The organism is Pseudomonas sp. URMO17WK12:I6 (assembly GCF_003253625.1).
Classification (GTDB): Bacteria; Pseudomonadota; Gammaproteobacteria; order Pseudomonadales; family Pseudomonadaceae; genus Aquipseudomonas.
In genome coordinates, this window is the sequence record NZ_QKYZ01000020.1 from 14,743 (window position 1) to 30,557 (window position 15,815).

The 15,815-nt window shown below is 61.1% G+C and carries 16 protein-coding genes; 11 read left to right on the top strand and 5 right to left on the bottom strand.

Features of this window, described 5'->3' with window-relative positions; all coding sequences use genetic code 11:
* Positions 1-14: 14 nt before the first annotated feature.
* Positions 15-1,103 carry a hypothetical protein gene (locus F475_RS26235; RefSeq protein ID WP_086944876.1) on the bottom strand — a complete coding sequence of 363 codons (1,089 nt, stop codon included), beginning with the start codon at positions 1,101-1,103 and terminating at the stop codon, positions 15-17.
* A 369-nt stretch (positions 1,104-1,472) separates the two neighbouring features.
* Here F475_RS26235 and F475_RS26240 point away from each other — a divergent pair, with 369 nt between their 5' ends.
* Complete coding sequence (locus F475_RS26240; RefSeq protein ID WP_064618498.1) at positions 1,473-1,742, top strand: hypothetical protein; 270 nt, start codon at positions 1,473-1,475, stop codon at positions 1,740-1,742.
* An 18-nt stretch (positions 1,743-1,760) separates the two neighbouring features.
* On the opposite strand, the gene F475_RS26245 is transcribed toward F475_RS26240, so the two are convergent.
* The 4 genes from F475_RS26245 to F475_RS26260 all read right to left on the bottom strand — a co-directional run bounded on the left by F475_RS26245 (position 1,761) and on the right by F475_RS26260 (position 5,883).
* Entirely contained in the window at positions 1,761-2,393 is a 633-nt protein-coding gene (locus F475_RS26245; RefSeq protein ID WP_111455088.1) for a PQQ-binding-like beta-propeller repeat protein, read from the bottom strand.
* Between the two features lie 50 nt (positions 2,394-2,443).
* A complete protein-coding gene (locus tag F475_RS26250) occupies positions 2,444-3,664 on the bottom strand; it encodes a helix-turn-helix domain-containing protein (RefSeq protein WP_111455089.1) in 1,221 nt (406 codons plus the stop codon).
* A 100-nt stretch (positions 3,665-3,764) separates the two neighbouring features.
* The gene (locus tag F475_RS26255) at positions 3,765-4,934 is read right to left on the bottom strand and encodes a Gfo/Idh/MocA family protein (RefSeq protein ID WP_086944878.1); all 1,170 of its coding nucleotides are present in this window, start codon (positions 4,932-4,934) and stop codon (positions 3,765-3,767) included.
* A gap of 25 nt (positions 4,935-4,959) precedes the next feature.
* Positions 4,960-5,883, bottom strand: coding sequence for a TIM barrel protein (locus F475_RS26260; protein ID WP_064618506.1), 924 nt, complete (start codon positions 5,881-5,883; stop codon positions 4,960-4,962).
* A gap of 138 nt (positions 5,884-6,021) precedes the next feature.
* Here F475_RS26260 and F475_RS26265 point away from each other — a divergent pair, with 138 nt between their 5' ends.
* From F475_RS26265 to F475_RS26310, 10 genes are all read left to right on the top strand, one after another.
* Complete coding sequence (locus F475_RS26265) at positions 6,022-7,095, top strand: LacI family DNA-binding transcriptional regulator (RefSeq protein WP_111455090.1); 1,074 nt, start codon at positions 6,022-6,024, stop codon at positions 7,093-7,095.
* Positions 7,096-7,151: 56 nt separating this feature from the next.
* The gene (locus tag F475_RS26270) at positions 7,152-7,451 is read left to right on the top strand and encodes a hypothetical protein (RefSeq protein ID WP_111455091.1); all 300 of its coding nucleotides are present in this window, start codon (positions 7,152-7,154) and stop codon (positions 7,449-7,451) included.
* A gap of 64 nt (positions 7,452-7,515) precedes the next feature.
* Positions 7,516-7,842: a hypothetical protein gene (locus F475_RS26275; protein ID WP_111455092.1), complete on the top strand. Its 327-nt coding sequence runs from the start codon at positions 7,516-7,518 to the stop codon at positions 7,840-7,842.
* A 171-nt stretch (positions 7,843-8,013) separates the two neighbouring features.
* Entirely contained in the window at positions 8,014-8,394 is a 381-nt protein-coding gene (locus F475_RS26280) for a RidA family protein (protein WP_019580252.1), read from the top strand.
* A 225-nt stretch (positions 8,395-8,619) separates the two neighbouring features.
* Entirely contained in the window at positions 8,620-10,296 is a 1,677-nt protein-coding gene (locus F475_RS26285; RefSeq protein WP_111455093.1) for an MFS transporter, read from the top strand.
* Between the two features lie 453 nt (positions 10,297-10,749).
* On the top strand, positions 10,750-11,112 hold the full coding sequence (locus tag F475_RS26290; protein ID WP_111455094.1) for a DUF6124 family protein: 363 nt from the start codon (positions 10,750-10,752) through the stop codon (positions 11,110-11,112).
* Positions 11,113-11,355: 243 nt separating this feature from the next.
* Positions 11,356-12,729 (top strand): glutamine synthetase family protein, encoded by a 1,374-nt coding sequence (locus F475_RS26295; protein WP_018930083.1) that lies wholly within the window; start codon positions 11,356-11,358, stop codon positions 12,727-12,729.
* A 7-nt stretch (positions 12,730-12,736) separates the two neighbouring features.
* Entirely contained in the window at positions 12,737-14,128 is a 1,392-nt protein-coding gene (locus F475_RS26300; RefSeq protein WP_111455095.1) for an aldehyde dehydrogenase family protein, read from the top strand.
* A 3-nt stretch (positions 14,129-14,131) separates the two neighbouring features.
* Positions 14,132-15,292, top strand: coding sequence for an iron-containing alcohol dehydrogenase (locus tag F475_RS26305; RefSeq protein ID WP_111455096.1), 1,161 nt, complete (start codon positions 14,132-14,134; stop codon positions 15,290-15,292).
* 109 nt (positions 15,293-15,401) lie between these two features.
* Positions 15,402-15,629, top strand: coding sequence for a hypothetical protein (locus F475_RS26310; RefSeq protein WP_111455097.1), 228 nt, complete (start codon positions 15,402-15,404; stop codon positions 15,627-15,629).
* Positions 15,630-15,815 lie beyond the last annotated feature (186 nt).

Sequence of the window (15,815 nt, forward strand, 5' to 3'; positions counted from 1 at the left end):
TCATTCTCCTCGGGTTATGGGTTGATCTGCTGGGTAGTCGATCCAGCGTGGCTCCAATCGACAGTTCCCGCACCCAAGCCGACCGACGGTTCGACGGGCTGAGCAACAGGTTGTGCAACAGACTGGGCCAAGCCGCCTTCGATTTGCCCGGCCATGTACAGCGTTCCGGCCATGACACCGGTGGTGGGGTTTTGCACCAGCTTCAGCCACGCCTTGTCGAATGAGTCGCCCAGGCTGCTGCGGATCAGCGCCTCGCTATCGGGTCGGTCGTTGGCTTGAATAACCGCACGCACCCCCGCCACTCCCAGGGAAATCACCGCCCCGGCCAGTTTCCCCGCCGCTGCCGCCACGGCACCAGCCGCGCCTCGTGGGGCCATTTCGGCTTCCATTCGTTTACTCGCGCGCTTGGCCACTGGCGTCATGCCGGCGTCCGTCGAGGCAATGCCCTTCTCACCGCCTGCCGTGTGGATCTTGTCGATCAACGCCGCGTAGGCCGGCAACTTAGTCAGCGGTTCACTGTGCACCACCTGATACAGCGATGCGTCACGGGCGGGCGGCGGTCCCAGCGAAATCGCCGGAATTTTCTGGATACGGTCGTTGAGCTGCGCCATCGGCACGCCATGACGCTGGGAGATGACCTGAAGTTGCTGGCCGAGAGCTTGCACGTAATACGCTGTCGCCTGCCCGAGGATCTCGTCGGGATCGATCTCCACCGCTACCGGGTCCAGCACTTTGTGGTGATATTGCTCCAACAGATAGGCCGCCAGGCGTTTGGCCGAGGCATCCTGCTCACCCCCGGCACTGAGGGTGTACCAGCTGACCTTCATCGACAGCCATTCCTGGGTCCAATAGCTGCTGAACCACGGAATGAAGACTTCTTCGGTCTGTTCGTAAACCCGCGTGCGCCAATGCTCCATGGATCCGCGGGCATAGACCCTGGCCTGTTCGGTGGCCTGCTGCGAAGCCGCGACAATTTCCTGGTCAACCTGCTGCCAGGTGCTCTGGGAAACCACTACCGGCGCCACGACTACCGGGGCACGCGCAGTCGTTACGCATCCCGCCAGTACCACCAACACAGCGACGATCAGCGAACGCAGGTTCAAGATCGCAGTGTCCTACAGTCTGCGTCGAACGGAGCGTTCGACGCGTAAAAGCATGTTGATTTGAGTATAGGTCGGGGCTGGGGGCCGTCCGTCAGGAAGTGTGGTAGCGCCTCAAAAATACCTGCGCGAGCAGACCCGCAAGTCCATCGAGGAACGCCACCATCATCCACGTCGATATTCACCATCGCCGCGAATGCCTTCCGCAAAAAAACCGTCAGGTGCAGGATCAACTCATCGCCACTCAAACCCCGCATCGGAGGGGCAGACCATGTTGATCCACCTTCTGACCTGCCTGGCCCTGACGGCCATCACCCTGACCCTGTTTTCCCGCCTGGTGCTGGATATCGGTCAAACCGAGGAGCCGACATCATGATCTATTCCGTCAACCTCGCCGTGAGCTTTCCGGTGTTCGGCAGCAACTACTATTCGCAACAGGTCGTCTCTCGCAAAGCCGTCGCGCTGGTGTTCGACAAGCAATTCGAAACCTTGCTGATGCCGGCGGCCACCCACCACTTCAGTAACGAAGTGGTCGGGCTTAACGATCAGTTCCGCTTTTTGAATGATGTGCTGGTTGAGCATCTGCTGGAAATCGAGATGACTCAGCGTCCTTCACGCTCGGCGCAAGCGTTCACCTTCTGACGGGCTGGGTGCAGCCTGTCATTCTGGCCGGCGCACGGCTCTCACCTTCCCGCTGTTGCCGCCGCCACAGAAAAACCGGTCGTGGCCATCGAACTCAAGCCCCGACACGCCGACGCCAGCCGGCATCTGGACACTCTCCAGCACCTCGCCCGTGGCCGGATCGACTCGCCGCAACTCGCTCTCGTCACCTTCCCAGGTGCCATGCCACAGATCACCCTCGACCCAGCTCACCCCGGTAACAAAGCGGTTGGATTCGAGGGTGCGCAGCACCGCTCCGGTCTGGGGATCGACCTGATGGATCTTGCGCTCGCGATACTCACCGACCCAGAGCGTGCCTTCGGCCCACGCCAGCCCCGAGTCGCCACCGCCACCGGGTGCGGGGATGGTGGAGAGCACGCGGCCGGTCTGAGGGTCGATCTTCTGGATGCGATCCTCGGCGATCTGAAACAGATGCTGGCCATCGAAGGCGGTGCCGGCATGGGCGGCGACATCGATCGATTTCAGGGTTTTGCCGCTGGCCGGGTCCAGGGCGTTGAGTTTATCGCCGGAGGCAAACCAGACACGCTGACCGTCATGGGTGACGCCGTGCACATGGTCGATGCCCGGAAAAGGCCCGTATTCGCGGATGATTTCAGCCGTTGAATGTTTCATGTCTTGCTCCTCGTTTACTGACTGCGTTCACTGGGGTAGTGAAGAGGATGCTAATCACTGGGCAGCAACGCCGTGAGTAACAATCCCGTCGCGAATCCAAGTACCGGCGGGAGCATCCAGCGACGAGCCCGACCGTGACCGAACGACTGCACCTTGCCGGTCGCCGCCAGCGTGTCGAGGGCTCGTTGCACGGTGCGCTGACTGGCGCCGAGCACCAACGCCAGGGCCGAACTCGACCACGACTCACCGTCGGCGAGAAAAGCGAGCAGCGTCGCATGCTGTTCTTCGACAGGCCGCGCCAGCACCACGACGTCAGGCGCAACCCGTGGCACCAGTGCAAACCCTCGTGGGGTCGCGATCACGTCGGCAATCAAGTGCAGCGCCCCGCGCAGCCGCCCGAGTTCGACGCGCAACCGTGCGCGATGGGACTCATCCGCGTGCTTCATCCGAAAGGCTCGCGCAATCAACGTTTCCCTCGGCACGTCGGCCGGCCACGCTTCACCCAGCGCCCGGGCGAGCGCGAACAACACCGGACGCCGGACGAGCGAAACCGACGCGCCTGCGTCGCGCACCACATACCGGCAAGCGTCCACCACCAGCGTGGGGGATGCCAATAACGCTTCAATCTCATCGAGCAGCAGCGGCTGTTCCTGCCCACCGATAATCAGCCGTGCCGCTGGTGTATCGAGGATATGCCTGGCGCTTTCGACCTCGGCGGTGAGTGCCGCAATGCCCGCGTGCTGCGCAGCATGCCCGGCCCGCTCAAGTGCCGCGCGCGCCGCTTTCGTTTGCAGACGACGCATGGCGATGCCCGCCAGAACCAGTTCGTAAGCAGCCCTCGACGCGGGCAGTAATGGCGTCGGGTCGAGTTCGGCGAGACGGCCCTCGGCCTCGTCGAGATGCCCGATCAGCAGCAGGCGGCGAATCTCGAGATAGCGCGCATGGGCGGCGTTGACCCAATCGCCGTGTGCCTGAAGCGTCGTCCGTGCGGTGTCGAGCGCCTTCACCGGCCAGTTCAGGTCACGGGAGGCGAGCGCGATCTCTGCCTCGGCAACAACACACCGCGCGCGGGCCAAGGCCTCCTTCGCACCGAACGCCCGCGCGGCACTTCGCACCAGCGCCTTCGCCCGCACAAGGTCACCCAGTTGCGCCATCGCGATGCCTCGAAGCGCGAGTGCAGGCGCGTCGTTGCGCAAGGCGATGCGGTTCAGCGCGCCGAGCGGATCACCCGCCGCGAGCGCACGCGCTGCTGCGGTGATCAGCGAATCCATGTGAATTGCGCCACTTGTGACCCCCACCGTCCGATGTCCGCTGATCAGTCTATCTCACGACTGCTCAGCCGCACGCCGATCCGCCAGGGGCACCCGTGACTCAGTAATCGACCCACACCCCACCCAGGTCCGCAGAATGGACGCAGCGCTCGACCCAGCGCACGCCTTCGACACCGGCATTGATGTCTGGATAACGCAGCGTTGCCAGTTGTTCATGATCACCACGGTTGGCGGCGTCCATGGCCAAGGCGAAACGGTAATAGAGGTTGGCCCAGGCATCGAACAGCCCTTCCGGGTGCCCGGCACCGATCCGGTCATCAAGCAACGCATGGGGATGCAGATAACCCATCCCGCGCTCCAGCACCTGGGCAGGTTTACCCTGGACTTCGAATGACAGCTGGTTCGGCCGTTCATCCCACCATTCAAGGCTGGCCCTGGAGCCGATCACCCGAATTTTCTGGCCATGCATGGATCCGGCGTTCACCGCGCTCGACCACACACTGCCCATGGCCCCGCCTTCGTATTCCATCAGTGTGTAGGCGTTGTCCTCGAGTGGTGCGCGGCTTTTGACAAAGCTCTGGCGTGTGCACAACAGCCGTTTGATCTTGAGCTCGGGCAGCATGACTTCCGACAGGTACAGCGGATGAGTGCCAACGTCTCCCAGCACATAACTGGGGCCAGCGAGGCGCGGATCGACCCGCCATTTGGTCGCCTCGCTCTGCGCCTCGACCGCCTCACAGTGGAAGCCATGGGCAAACTGCATGTGCACCATGCGCACCTCACCCAACTCACCCTGGGCGATCATTTCCCGCGCCTGCTCGATCAACTGGTGCCCGGCATAGCCGTAGGTCACCCCCACCACCCGGTTTCGCGACAACGCGATTTCGCGCAGGGTTTGCGCCTCCTCGAGGGTGAAGCACAACGGCTTTTCACAGACCACATGCAGCCCCGCTTCCAGAGCGGCCTTGGTGATTTCAAAGTGAGTGCCATTGGGCGTCGCCACGGAAATGGCCTGGATGCCATCCGCCCGCCCGGCTTCGCCCTCAATCAGGCTGCGATAGTCGCCGTAGCAACGCTCGGGGTCGACCCCCAGTTGCACACCGAAGTCGCGACCGCGTTGCGGGTCCAGGTCGAAGGCGCCGGCCACCAGTGCAAACGACTGGTCACGCAGGGCCGCCGAACGATGGATGTAGCCGATCTGACTGTCACGCCCGCCGCCCACCATCGCCCAGCGGATTGGTTGAGGAATTCGCTTGCTGCCATTGATCATCGAAAAGTCCTTCGCATGAGAGAAATCAGAAACCCGCCCGGGACAGGTAGTCACGGCTGGCAGCCACGTCGCGCAGACTGCCGTGGGCGTTACGTGGATCACGTTCTTGCTCGACCGTGATGTAACCCTGGTAACCGATCTCGGTGATCAGCTCGCGCAAGGCGCCGTAGTCGATGACACCCTGGCCGATCGGGCACATCACGCCTCTTGCGCACGCGGCGAAGAAGGTGATGTGTTCGCCCAGCACTTGATCGAACACGGCCTGATCGATGTCTTTGAAATGCAGGTAATCCACGCGGTCCGCGTACTGGCGCAGGGTCTGCACCGGGTCCATACCGGCGTAGTACAGATGGCCGGTGTCCAGACACAGGCCAGCCACTTCGTAGGGGATGTCTTCGACCAGTCGGGCCAGCTCATCAGCGAACTCGATGTAGCCCCCGGCGTGCGGATGAATCACCGTGCGCACACCGAATTCCGTCCACGCCAACTCGGCGATGGCGCGGATATGGGCCATCATGCCCCGCCAGGCATCGGGCGCCAGGCGCGGCGCGCGGTCAGAGTGGCCAGCGGCGTAGTCACGCTCCTCATGCCCCCAATCGATGACCACCAGACACGGCATGGCGAAACGTTGCCCCGGCTCCAGGGGAATTGCCGGCAACTGCTTGAGCAATGCGCAGATATTACGGGTTTGATGCAGCAGGCTGGGCAGGTTGGCGGGATCGACCAGATTGTCGAACACCGTGCCGGCCACCACGTGCAGGCCGTGTTTGACCAGCACCGAGCCCACCGCATCGGCGTCCAGTGGCAGGTAACCGTATGGCCCCAATTCGATGCCGCGATACCCCGCTTGCGCCGCTTCGCCAAGAACCTGTTGCCACGCCGGCAGATGAGGATTGTTGACGTCGTCGACGCCCCAGCAACAAGGCGCGGTGGAGATGTGGAGGGTCATGTCAGGCTCCGATGATTATTGTTATGGGTAGCGATGTTTCGCTGGTAGAAATCCTAAGGTGGGCAGATGCACGGCTGCTATAGTCCCTGAGCGATACCTGTCAAAACCCGTCAAAAGTTTCAGATAGGCTTTCATTTCATGTCAGAAAATTCTTTGTCAGAAGCCGGCAACCCGCTCGGTCGCCGTTCAACCATGGAAGACGTGGCCTTGGCCGCCGGGGTGAGCCTGTCCACCGTGGACCGGGTGATGAATCTGCGGGCCAACGTGCGCGCCGATACCGCGCAACGCATTGCCGAGGCCGCCGCCCGACTGGGCTTCTACGGGCGTAATGTGATCGAGCAACGAGTGCTGCAGCAGCGCCCGACCGTGCGCTTGGGGTTTCTGCTGCAAAAGCGTGGCGTGGCGTTTTATCAAGGGCTGGCCAAGGCCCTGGCCGAGGCGGCGACGGCCAGCGTGCGGGCCCAGGTTCGGGTGCTGATCCACTACATCGACGACCTGGCCCCGGCCGCCACCGCAGAACGCATTCTCAAGTTGCAGGGCGAAGTCGATGCCCTGGGCGTGGTGGCCGCCGACCATCCGGCTGTGCGCGAGGCCATGGCGCAATTGCGAGCGGCCGGCATTCCTGTGGTCGCCCTGGTGTCCGAGCTGAGCGCCTCGGCCGGCGCCGGTTATGTCGGCGTCGACAACCGTGCCATGGGCCGCACCGCCGGCTGGTTCATCAAGCACCTGGCAGCGCAACCGGGGCCAGCGGCCGTGATGGTCGGCACCCAGCGCTTTCAGTGCCAGGAACTGTGTGAAATGAGTTTTCGCTCCTTCCTGTCGGAACAACCCCAGGACTGGGAATTGCTGGCTACGCGCCTGACTCTGGAGGACGAGGAATTCGCCTATGCCGGCACGCTCGACCTGCTCACCAGCCAACCCGACCTTGTCGGCCTGTATGTGGCAGGTGGCGGTATCGAGGGGGTCATCAACGCCTTGCGCGAACTGAAAGCCCAGCACATCGCGCTACCCGTCGTGGTGTGCCACGACCTGACCCCCATCACCCGGGCAGCCCTGCGTGACGGCATCGTTCAAGCCGTGCTGTCACACCCTGTCGAGGCGCTGGCGCAAATGGCGGTCAGGGCCATGGTGAATGCCGCGATAGATCCAGCGTCGGACAGCGCAGCGAAGGTCATGCTTTCGTTGCAGATTGATGTGGCTGAAAGTGTTTAGTGGTCGGCAGCAGGCCTAGAACATTCCGAGGTGCTTTGTCAGGAGAAAAACAAAAAATGAGCATGACAAAAAACAGCATTATTTCGGCAATAAAAATTATTGTCATATTCACTACCCTGATAAGCGGATCGTATGCAGTTGTCATCCCGGCATTTGCACCCACCTATAAGACCTACTACATTCTAGTCATCGGAATCGCCACCTCTGCATTGCTTGGAGGTTTTATCGGCTATAAAGCCCTGGCAGATGAAATACCCCTCATCAAAATCGGCTTTGGTCTTTGCTATGCCACAGTCACAGCTATTTTTGTATTAGCACTTTCACTATTTATAATTTTAAACACTCGAGGAGCATGACTTGCAGCCATGCGCTACTTATCAGTCGACCGTGTTTATTGAAGCAATAAGATGAGCGTGCATCATGAGCGATCCAGATGAAATCGTTCGTACATTTGCCTTACAGAGAATTGCGAACCTCTTCAACATTTCCGTGGACCTTCTTAATGAAGAAGACGTATTTGGGGAAGACTTGAAAGCCACCCGTTCTTCCGGTCTATTCACAAGAAATGAATATGATGCAATTGAAGGCGACATTCTTGATGTATGCGACAGAGAGACGTACAAGACCATAAGCTCTGGCAACCTGACCATTTACACCGTCGGCGATTATTGTGACCACATGGTTCGTTGTTATAAACGCAAGCCAAAAGACGTTATTGCGACATTGAAAATAACCTCGCTCAGCTGACTACGTTGGGCGGCTGCCATGCCGCGGGGAGCACCCGCCTGCTTGCCTTCCGAGTTTTCGAGCTGATTCACGAACGGTCCGACGACGAGGCTGTAAACTGGCCGCGCAAAAAAAGGCGCTGCATCATTGAATACCCCGGCGCCCCTTCACCCCCACAAACAAGAGATCCCCATGGCAAACCACGACATCACGTTCCTCCCCGATCCCGACGCGGAATCCATCTCCTCCGACGTCGCCGGTTTCGGCGGCCTGCTGGTCTCCACTCAAATTCCTACCCGCGCCGACGGCAGCCTGGAGCTGGGCGACATCACCCTGCAAAGCGAGTGCACTCTGCAGGCGCTCAAGGTCGCGCTGGAGAACGCCGGCAGTTCCATGGACCGGGTGCTGCATCTGACCATCTACCTCACCGACATGGCCGACCGCGCCGCGTTCAACGAGGTCTACCAGCGCTTCTTCGCCAAGCCCTGGCCGGTTCGCGCCGCCGTTGGCGTGGCCGCTTTGGCGGTCGAAGGCATGCGTGTGGAAGTCACTGCGATGGCGGCCAAGGGCTAAATCCGCGAACGTGCCCGGAGGGAGTGGCCATCGCCGGGCACGTTGGCGAGTGGATATCTGCGCGAAGCCGATTATGCTTCAAGAAACCATGCAGCAATGCGAGGCCGTCAGCCTGTTCCTCTGCTTCGCGCAATTGGTAATCCGACGACATCAGCCCTAGGGCCTGGGTGCGGCAAAATTGATGAGGTACTCCGGCCTTCAACAAGAGCAAGACGGAGAAGACTCATGGCCGCGATTGACACTACAGCCACGGGCAGCACGCCCAACCGAGGGATCACCAAGGAGGAACGCAAGGTTATTTTCGCCTCGTCCCTGGGCACCGTGTTCGAGTGGTATGACTTCTATCTTTACGGCTCCCTCGCGGCGATCATCGCCAAGCACTTCTTCGCGGGCGTCAATGAAACAACCTCCTTCATCTTTGCGCTGCTCGCGTTCGCCGCAGGCTTCGCCGTGCGCCCCTTCGGCGCCATCGTGTTCGGCCGACTGGGCGACATGATCGGGCGCAAGCACACCTTTCTCATCACCATTGTGATCATGGGTGTCTCCACCGCTGTCGTGGGTTTTCTACCCGGTTACGCGACCATCGGGGTGGCGGCACCGGTCATCCTGATCACCCTGCGTCTGCTGCAAGGTCTGGCCCTGGGCGGTGAATACGGCGGCGCGGCGACCTACGTGGCCGAGCATGCGCCGAAAGGCAAGCGCGGCTACTTCACTTCGTGGATTCAGACCACCGCGACCCTCGGTCTGTTTCTTTCGCTGCTGGTGATCCTCGCCTGCCGCACCCTCCTCGGCACCGAAGCCTTCGAGACCTGGGGCTGGCGGATTCCCTTCCTGGTGTCGATCCTGTTGCTGATTGTCTCGGTGTACATCCGCTTGCAACTCAGCGAGTCACCGGTGTTCTTGAAGATGAAGGAAGAAGGCAAGTCCTCCAAGGCGCCGCTGACCGAATCCTTCGCCCGCTGGGAAAACCTCAAGATAGTGATCATGGCTTTGCTCGGCGGCACCGCCGGCCAGGCCGTGGTCTGGTACACCGGGCAGTTCTATGCGCTGTTCTTCCTGCTGCAGACGCTGAAGATCGACCCGCAGACCGCCAACTTTTTGATTGCCGGCTCGCTGCTGATCGGCACGCCGTTTTTCGTCGTGTTCGGCAGCCTGTCCGACCGCATCGGCCGCAAGGGCATCATCATGGCCGGGTGCATCCTCGCCGCCGTGACCTACTTCCCGATCTTCCATGCGTTGACCGAGTTCGGTAACCCCGACGTGTTCGCCGCGCAGGCGAAGAATCCGGTCACGGTGGTCGCCGATCCCACCCAGTGTTCGTTCCAGTTCGACCCGGTGGGCAAGGCCAAATTCACCAGTTCCTGTGACCTCGCCAAGACTGTGCTGGCGAAGAAGGCCATCCCCTACAAAAACGAGAAAGCCGCGCCTGGCGCCGTCGCGCAGGTGCGCATCGGTGACAAGGTCATCCCGAGTTTCGAAGGCACCGGCATGCCGGCCGCTGACTTCAAGACCCGCAACGACGCCTTCGTCGCCACCCTCGGCACCGCCCTCAAGGACGCCGGCTACCCCGAGAAGGCCGACCCGGCCAAGACCAACTACCCGATGGTGCTGCTGCTCCTGACCATCCTGGTGATCTACGTGACCATGGTCTACGGCCCGATCGCCGCCTGGCTGGTGGAGCTCTTCCCGGCGCGCATCCGCTACACCTCGATGTCGCTGCCCTACCACATCGGCAATGGCTGGTTCGGCGGCTTCCTGCCCACGGTGGCGTTCGCCATGGTCGCGGCCACGGGTGATATCTACTACGGGCTGTGGTACCCGATCGTGATCGCGGTGATGACGGCCATCCTTGGTACTTTCTTCCTGCCGGAAACCAAGGATCGGGAGATTCATCACACATAAGCGTTCAGTATCGAGCAGCGATAGATTTGCACCCCACGCAATAAAAACGCCCCGTCAGTCTGTTCCTGACGGGGCGAATCACCACATACACCCACGGTGTTTAAGCTGCGTGTTTAAAGACACCCGGTGTTACTTCATCAAGGCTACAACGCCTTGCGTCGCTGCCTACGCCTGCGCCAGAATCCGCCGGCTTGTGCGCTTTGGGCTCGGGTTTTATCGTTTCCCGGTCACTGAAAAACAGTGATCGGGTTTGGTAGCCCGGTATTTCCAGGCGCATAGCGCCACCTTTTACAGAGGTTGTTTTTCATCTCTGTTTTTATGGTGGCCATGCGTAGGGCTCCTTCGGGCGCGCCGGGTTCCTGGACCGGTCTACCAACCTGTGCATGGCCGCCACCCTTCGTTTGGTAGCAAAGGGTGATGGCTCCTCAAATAGTTTTTCCAGGAGTTTCATCCATGTTCAAACCTACACCCAATCCGCCTGCCACAGACCCGACATCCCCCTACGAATCCCTCGATTCAAAAAAACTCCACGAAGCCGCCGAGCGCGCCCTCGACCACTACCTCAACCCCGCCGCCCAAATCATGGCCACCACCCACGAACCCGAGCCCATGTACTTCGCCAACCCGAAGTACAACACCGAAGCCCTGCTGGCCAACGCCAGCGAAACACTCGGCTCGGCCACCCTCATGCTCAACAATTTCGCAGCGTTGCTGGAGACCTCACATCGCAAGACCCTGCTGGGCATTGCGCAAGTGGTCATGCTCGGTGAACTGGCGGTGAACCAGGCACTGGATCACGTGGAACCGAAGGAATAATCGACAGGTTCTTTGGCGAGGCGGTAGCGCCTCGCCACATTCAACACCACCCCCGCCAAGACGTCAGCAACAGACAAACCTCACCAGCCTCCGCTCACCGAAACTTGCGCACAGCAACTGTAGGCTAAGCTTTCAACAGCTTATTGCTCACGATGCTCGCGTCTGCAGGTTTGGGTTTTTTCTGGAGAGCGTCTGCAACAGCTATTTCAGACAGGTCCAGATCATTCACGCAGGACTGACGCGATGACCGAGCCCCTTCTCAGTTTCGAAGCACTTAAACGCGCCGCTGCCGCCGGCGAGATCGATACCGTGCTGGTGTGCATGGTCGATATGCAGGGGCGATTGGTCGGCAAGCGCTTCCAGGTCGAGTTTTTCATCGACAGCGGCCACGAAGAAACCCACTGCTGCAATTACCTGCTGGCCGACGACATCGACATGGAGCCGGTGCCGGGTTACGCCGCTGCCAGTTGGAGCAAAGGCTATGGCGACTTTGTGCTCAAACCCGACATGTCTACGTTGCGGCGCGTGCCGTGGCTGGAATGCACGGCGCTGGTGCTCTGCGATGTGCTTGATCATCACCATAGAAAAGACCTGCCCCACAGCCCGCGAGCGATCCTGAAAAAACAGGTCGAGCGCCTGCGCGAGCGCGGCTATACCGGCATGTTCGCCTCTGAGCTGGAGTTCTATCTGTTCGATGAGAGCTATGAGGCGATCCACGAGCGCAACTACCACCAGCCGAAGACCGCCGGCCATTACATCGAGGACTACAACATCCTGCAGACCACCCGCGAGGAACCGGTGTTGCGGGCGATTCGCAAGCACCTGCAGGCATCCGGCATTCCCGTGGAAAACTCCAAGGGCGAATGGGGGCCGGGGCAGGAAGAAATCAACATCCGATATGCCGATGCCATGACCATGGCCGACCACCACGTCATCATCAAGCACGCCTGCAAAGAGATCGCGCAACTGCAAGGCAAGGCGATCACCTTCATGGCCAAGTGGCGCTATGACGCCGCCGGTTCCAGCAGCCACATCCATAATTCGTTGTGGGACAAGCATGCGAAAAAGCCGCTGTTCTTCGACCCCAAGGCCGAGTTCGGCATGTCGAAACTGATGCGCTCGTGGGTGGCCGGGCAGCTCAAATACGCTAACGACATCACCTGTTTTCTGGCGCCCTACATCAATTCGTACAAGCGCTTTCAGGCCGGCACCTTCGCGCCAACGCGGGCGGTCTGGAGCAGGGACAATCGCACCGCCGGCTTTCGTTTGTGCGCCGAGGGCAGCAAATCCATCCGCATCGAATGCCGCATCGGCGGTGCCGACCTCAACCCCTATCTAGCCTTCGCCGCGTTGATCGCCGCAGGCCTGGCCGGGATCGACGAAAAGCTCGAACTCGCGGCGCCGTTCGAGGGCGATGCCTATGTCGATGAGCATTTGCCTGAAGTGTCGAAAACCCTGCGCGAGGCCTGCGCCGCCCTCAAGGCGTCGAGCATGTTGCGCGAGGCGTTCGGTGATGAAGTGATCGACCACTACGTGCACACCGCCGACTGGGAACAGAAAGAGTACGACCGACGGATAACCGACTGGGAACTGCAGCGCGGCTTCGAGCGCTATTGAGCACGCCATGACTGAGACCGTTCAACTTATCTCCCCGGTCGATGGCCGGGTCTATGCCGAACGCCGCCGTGCCGATGCGGTACAGATCGAGCAAGCCCTGACGGCGGCCGAAACCGCCCAGGCGCAATGGAAACGCCGACCTCTGAGCGAGCGTGCCGCGTTTTGCAGCGCTGCCGTGGACGCGATGCTGGCGATGAAGGATGAGATCGTGCCGGAATTGGCCTGGCAGATGGGCCGCCCGATACGCTTCGGCGCTGGCGAACTGCGCGGTTTCGAAGAACGTGCCCGGCATATGATCGCCATTGCGCCTGAAGCGTTGGCAGCGATAGAGCCCACGCCTGTCGCGGGTTTTCGGCGCTATATCAAACGCGAGCCGCTGGGTACGGTGCTGGTCGTCGCGCCGTGGAATTATCCGTATTTGACGGCGGTGAATACGATCATCCCGGCGCTGATGGCGGGCAACAGCGTGATCCTCAAACACGCCACGCAAACGCTGCTGGTCGGGGAGCGTTTCGCCGAAGCCTTTCGCCGCGCCCAGCTGCCCGAAGGGCTGTTCCATAACCTGCTGCTCAGTCATGTCTATGCGGCGGCGATCATTACCTCTGGACGGGTGCAGCAGGTGAACTTCACCGGTTCTGTCAGCGGCGGCGAGGCCATGGAACACGCGGCCGTCGGAGGTTTCCTCGGCGTGGGGCTGGAGCTTGGCGGCAAAGACCCGGCCTACGTCCGGGCAGACGCCAACCTTGAGCATGCGGTGGAAAACCTGGTGGACGGCAGCTTCTTCAACTCCGGGCAGAGCTGCTGCGCCGTCGAACGGATTTATGTCGATGAAAAAATCTACCCGGCCTTTGTCGAGCGCTTCGCTGCCCTGACCCGTCAATACGTGCTGGGCAACCCGCTGGACGAAGCCACCACCCTCGGGCCAATGGTCACACCGGGCGCCGCTGAGTTCGTTCGCAAGCAGATCGCCGATGCCCAGGCACAAGGGGCCAGGGCGCTGATCGATCCAAAGGACTTCGCTGCCGGCCCGCCGGGCAGCGCCTACCTCGCGCCACAGGTGTTGGTGGACGTCACCCATAAAATGGCGGTGATGCGCGAGGAAAGCTTCGGCCCGGTGGTGGGCATCATGCCGGTGGCCAGCGACGACGAAGCCATCGCCTTGATGAACGACAGCGAGTTCGGGCTCAGCGCCTCGATCTGGACGCAAGACCTGGCCGCCGCCGAACGCATCGGCAACGAGATTGCCACCGGCACCGTGTTCATGAACCGCTGCGATTACCTGGACCCGGCCCTGGCCTGGACCGGGGTGAAGAACAGCGGGCGCGGCGTAACGCTGTCACGCCTGGGCTATGAGCACCTGACCCGAGCCAAATCCTTCCACTTGCGCCACGAGATCTGAGCCATGAGCCTGACCGCGAACTGGAACTACCCCACGAGCATCCGCTTCGGTGTCGGCCGTATCGCCGAACTGGCGGAAGTCTGCCGCAGCCAAGGTATCCAGCGACCGTTGCTGGTCACCGACAGCGGCCTGGCACGTGCCCCGATCACCACGGCGGCGCTGGAATCCTTGCGCGCCGCCGGCCTCGGTGTCGCGTTGTTCTGCGACCTCAAGCCCAACCCCGTTGAAGCCAACCTGGCCGGTGGACTCGACGCCTGGCGTGCCGGCAACCATGACGGCGTGGTGGCGTTCGGCGGTGGCAGCGGCCTGGACATGGGCAAGCTCATCGCGTTCATGAGCGGCCAGACCCGACCGGTGTGGGATTTCGAAGACATCGGCGACTACTGGACACGCGCCGACGAAAGCCGCATCGCCCCGATCATCGCGGTGCCGACCACGGCGGGCACCGGTTCCGAGGTCGGCCGTGCGGCGGTGATCATCGACGAGCGCACGCACACCAAACGCATCATTTTCCACCCGAAGATGATGCCGCGGGTGGTCATCAGCGACCCCGCCCTTACCGTCGGCATGCCCGCCAAGGTCACCGCCGGCACCGGCATGGACGCGTTTTCCCATTGCCTGGAATCGTACTGCGCTCCCGGCTTTCATCCCATGGCCGAAGGCATTGCGGTGGAAGGCATGCGCCTGGTGGCCAATGCCCTGGTGCGGGCGGTGCACACGCCTTCCGACCTCGACGCGCGCGCGCAAATGCTGGCGGCGGCGGCGATGGGCGCCACCGCGTTCCAGAAAGGTCTGGGAGGCATGCACGCGCTCTCGCATCCGGTGGGCGCCCTGTACGACACCCATCACGGCATGACCAATGCCACGTTCATGCCCTATGTGCTGAAGTTCAATCGCCCGGCCATTGAGGAGCGCATCACCCGTCTGGCGGCGTATCTGCGCCTGCCCTCCCCGGGCTTCGACAGTTTTATGGCCTTCGTCCTCAAACTGCGCAAGGACATCGGCGTGCCGCATACGCTGGTGGAGCTGGGGGTGGATGATCAGCAGGCCGACCTGATCGCCGACATGGCGATTGTCGACCCCTGCGCCGGCGGTAATCCGCTGCCATTGACACGAAATGGCGCGGCAGAAATTTTCGAAGCGGCTTATCACGGCCGTCTTTAGAGCTCCGCCGTCAGTCAAACCGCGAAACCTGTGGGCTGGCATGTCGAAAAAATCTCGAACTCAGACCCTATCGCTGAATCCAATGTGTAGGCCAACGGAGGTAAGCGAAATGAACAACGATAACAGTGTTAACGACGTCGAATCAGAACCAACCTCGAACACCCCGCCCATCGCTACATCTGATAGACCCGCCGATGTGGTCAAAAGAGAGCTTGAGGACAGCGACAGTGACCTCGACGGTGAAGATCAGGCCACGACTAAAACCCAGGAGCAGGAAGCTGAAGAGCTCCGTCGAAAAATAGCCGAGATAGAACGCAAGGTGGCGGATGGCAACTAGGCAAATACCCTTCACGCAGCCTCATCGGTTTCAGAGCGCAGAGGTGTTCGGCGAATGACAGAGGGCCATGAGTTCTCCGATACTGTCGCGTAATGCAGTGCAACGAGAACCGATATGAACCCCCATTTTGAGAGAAATGATGTCTCTGAGCCCAAAATCCAGCGCGATGGAAAGATTCACAGCGCC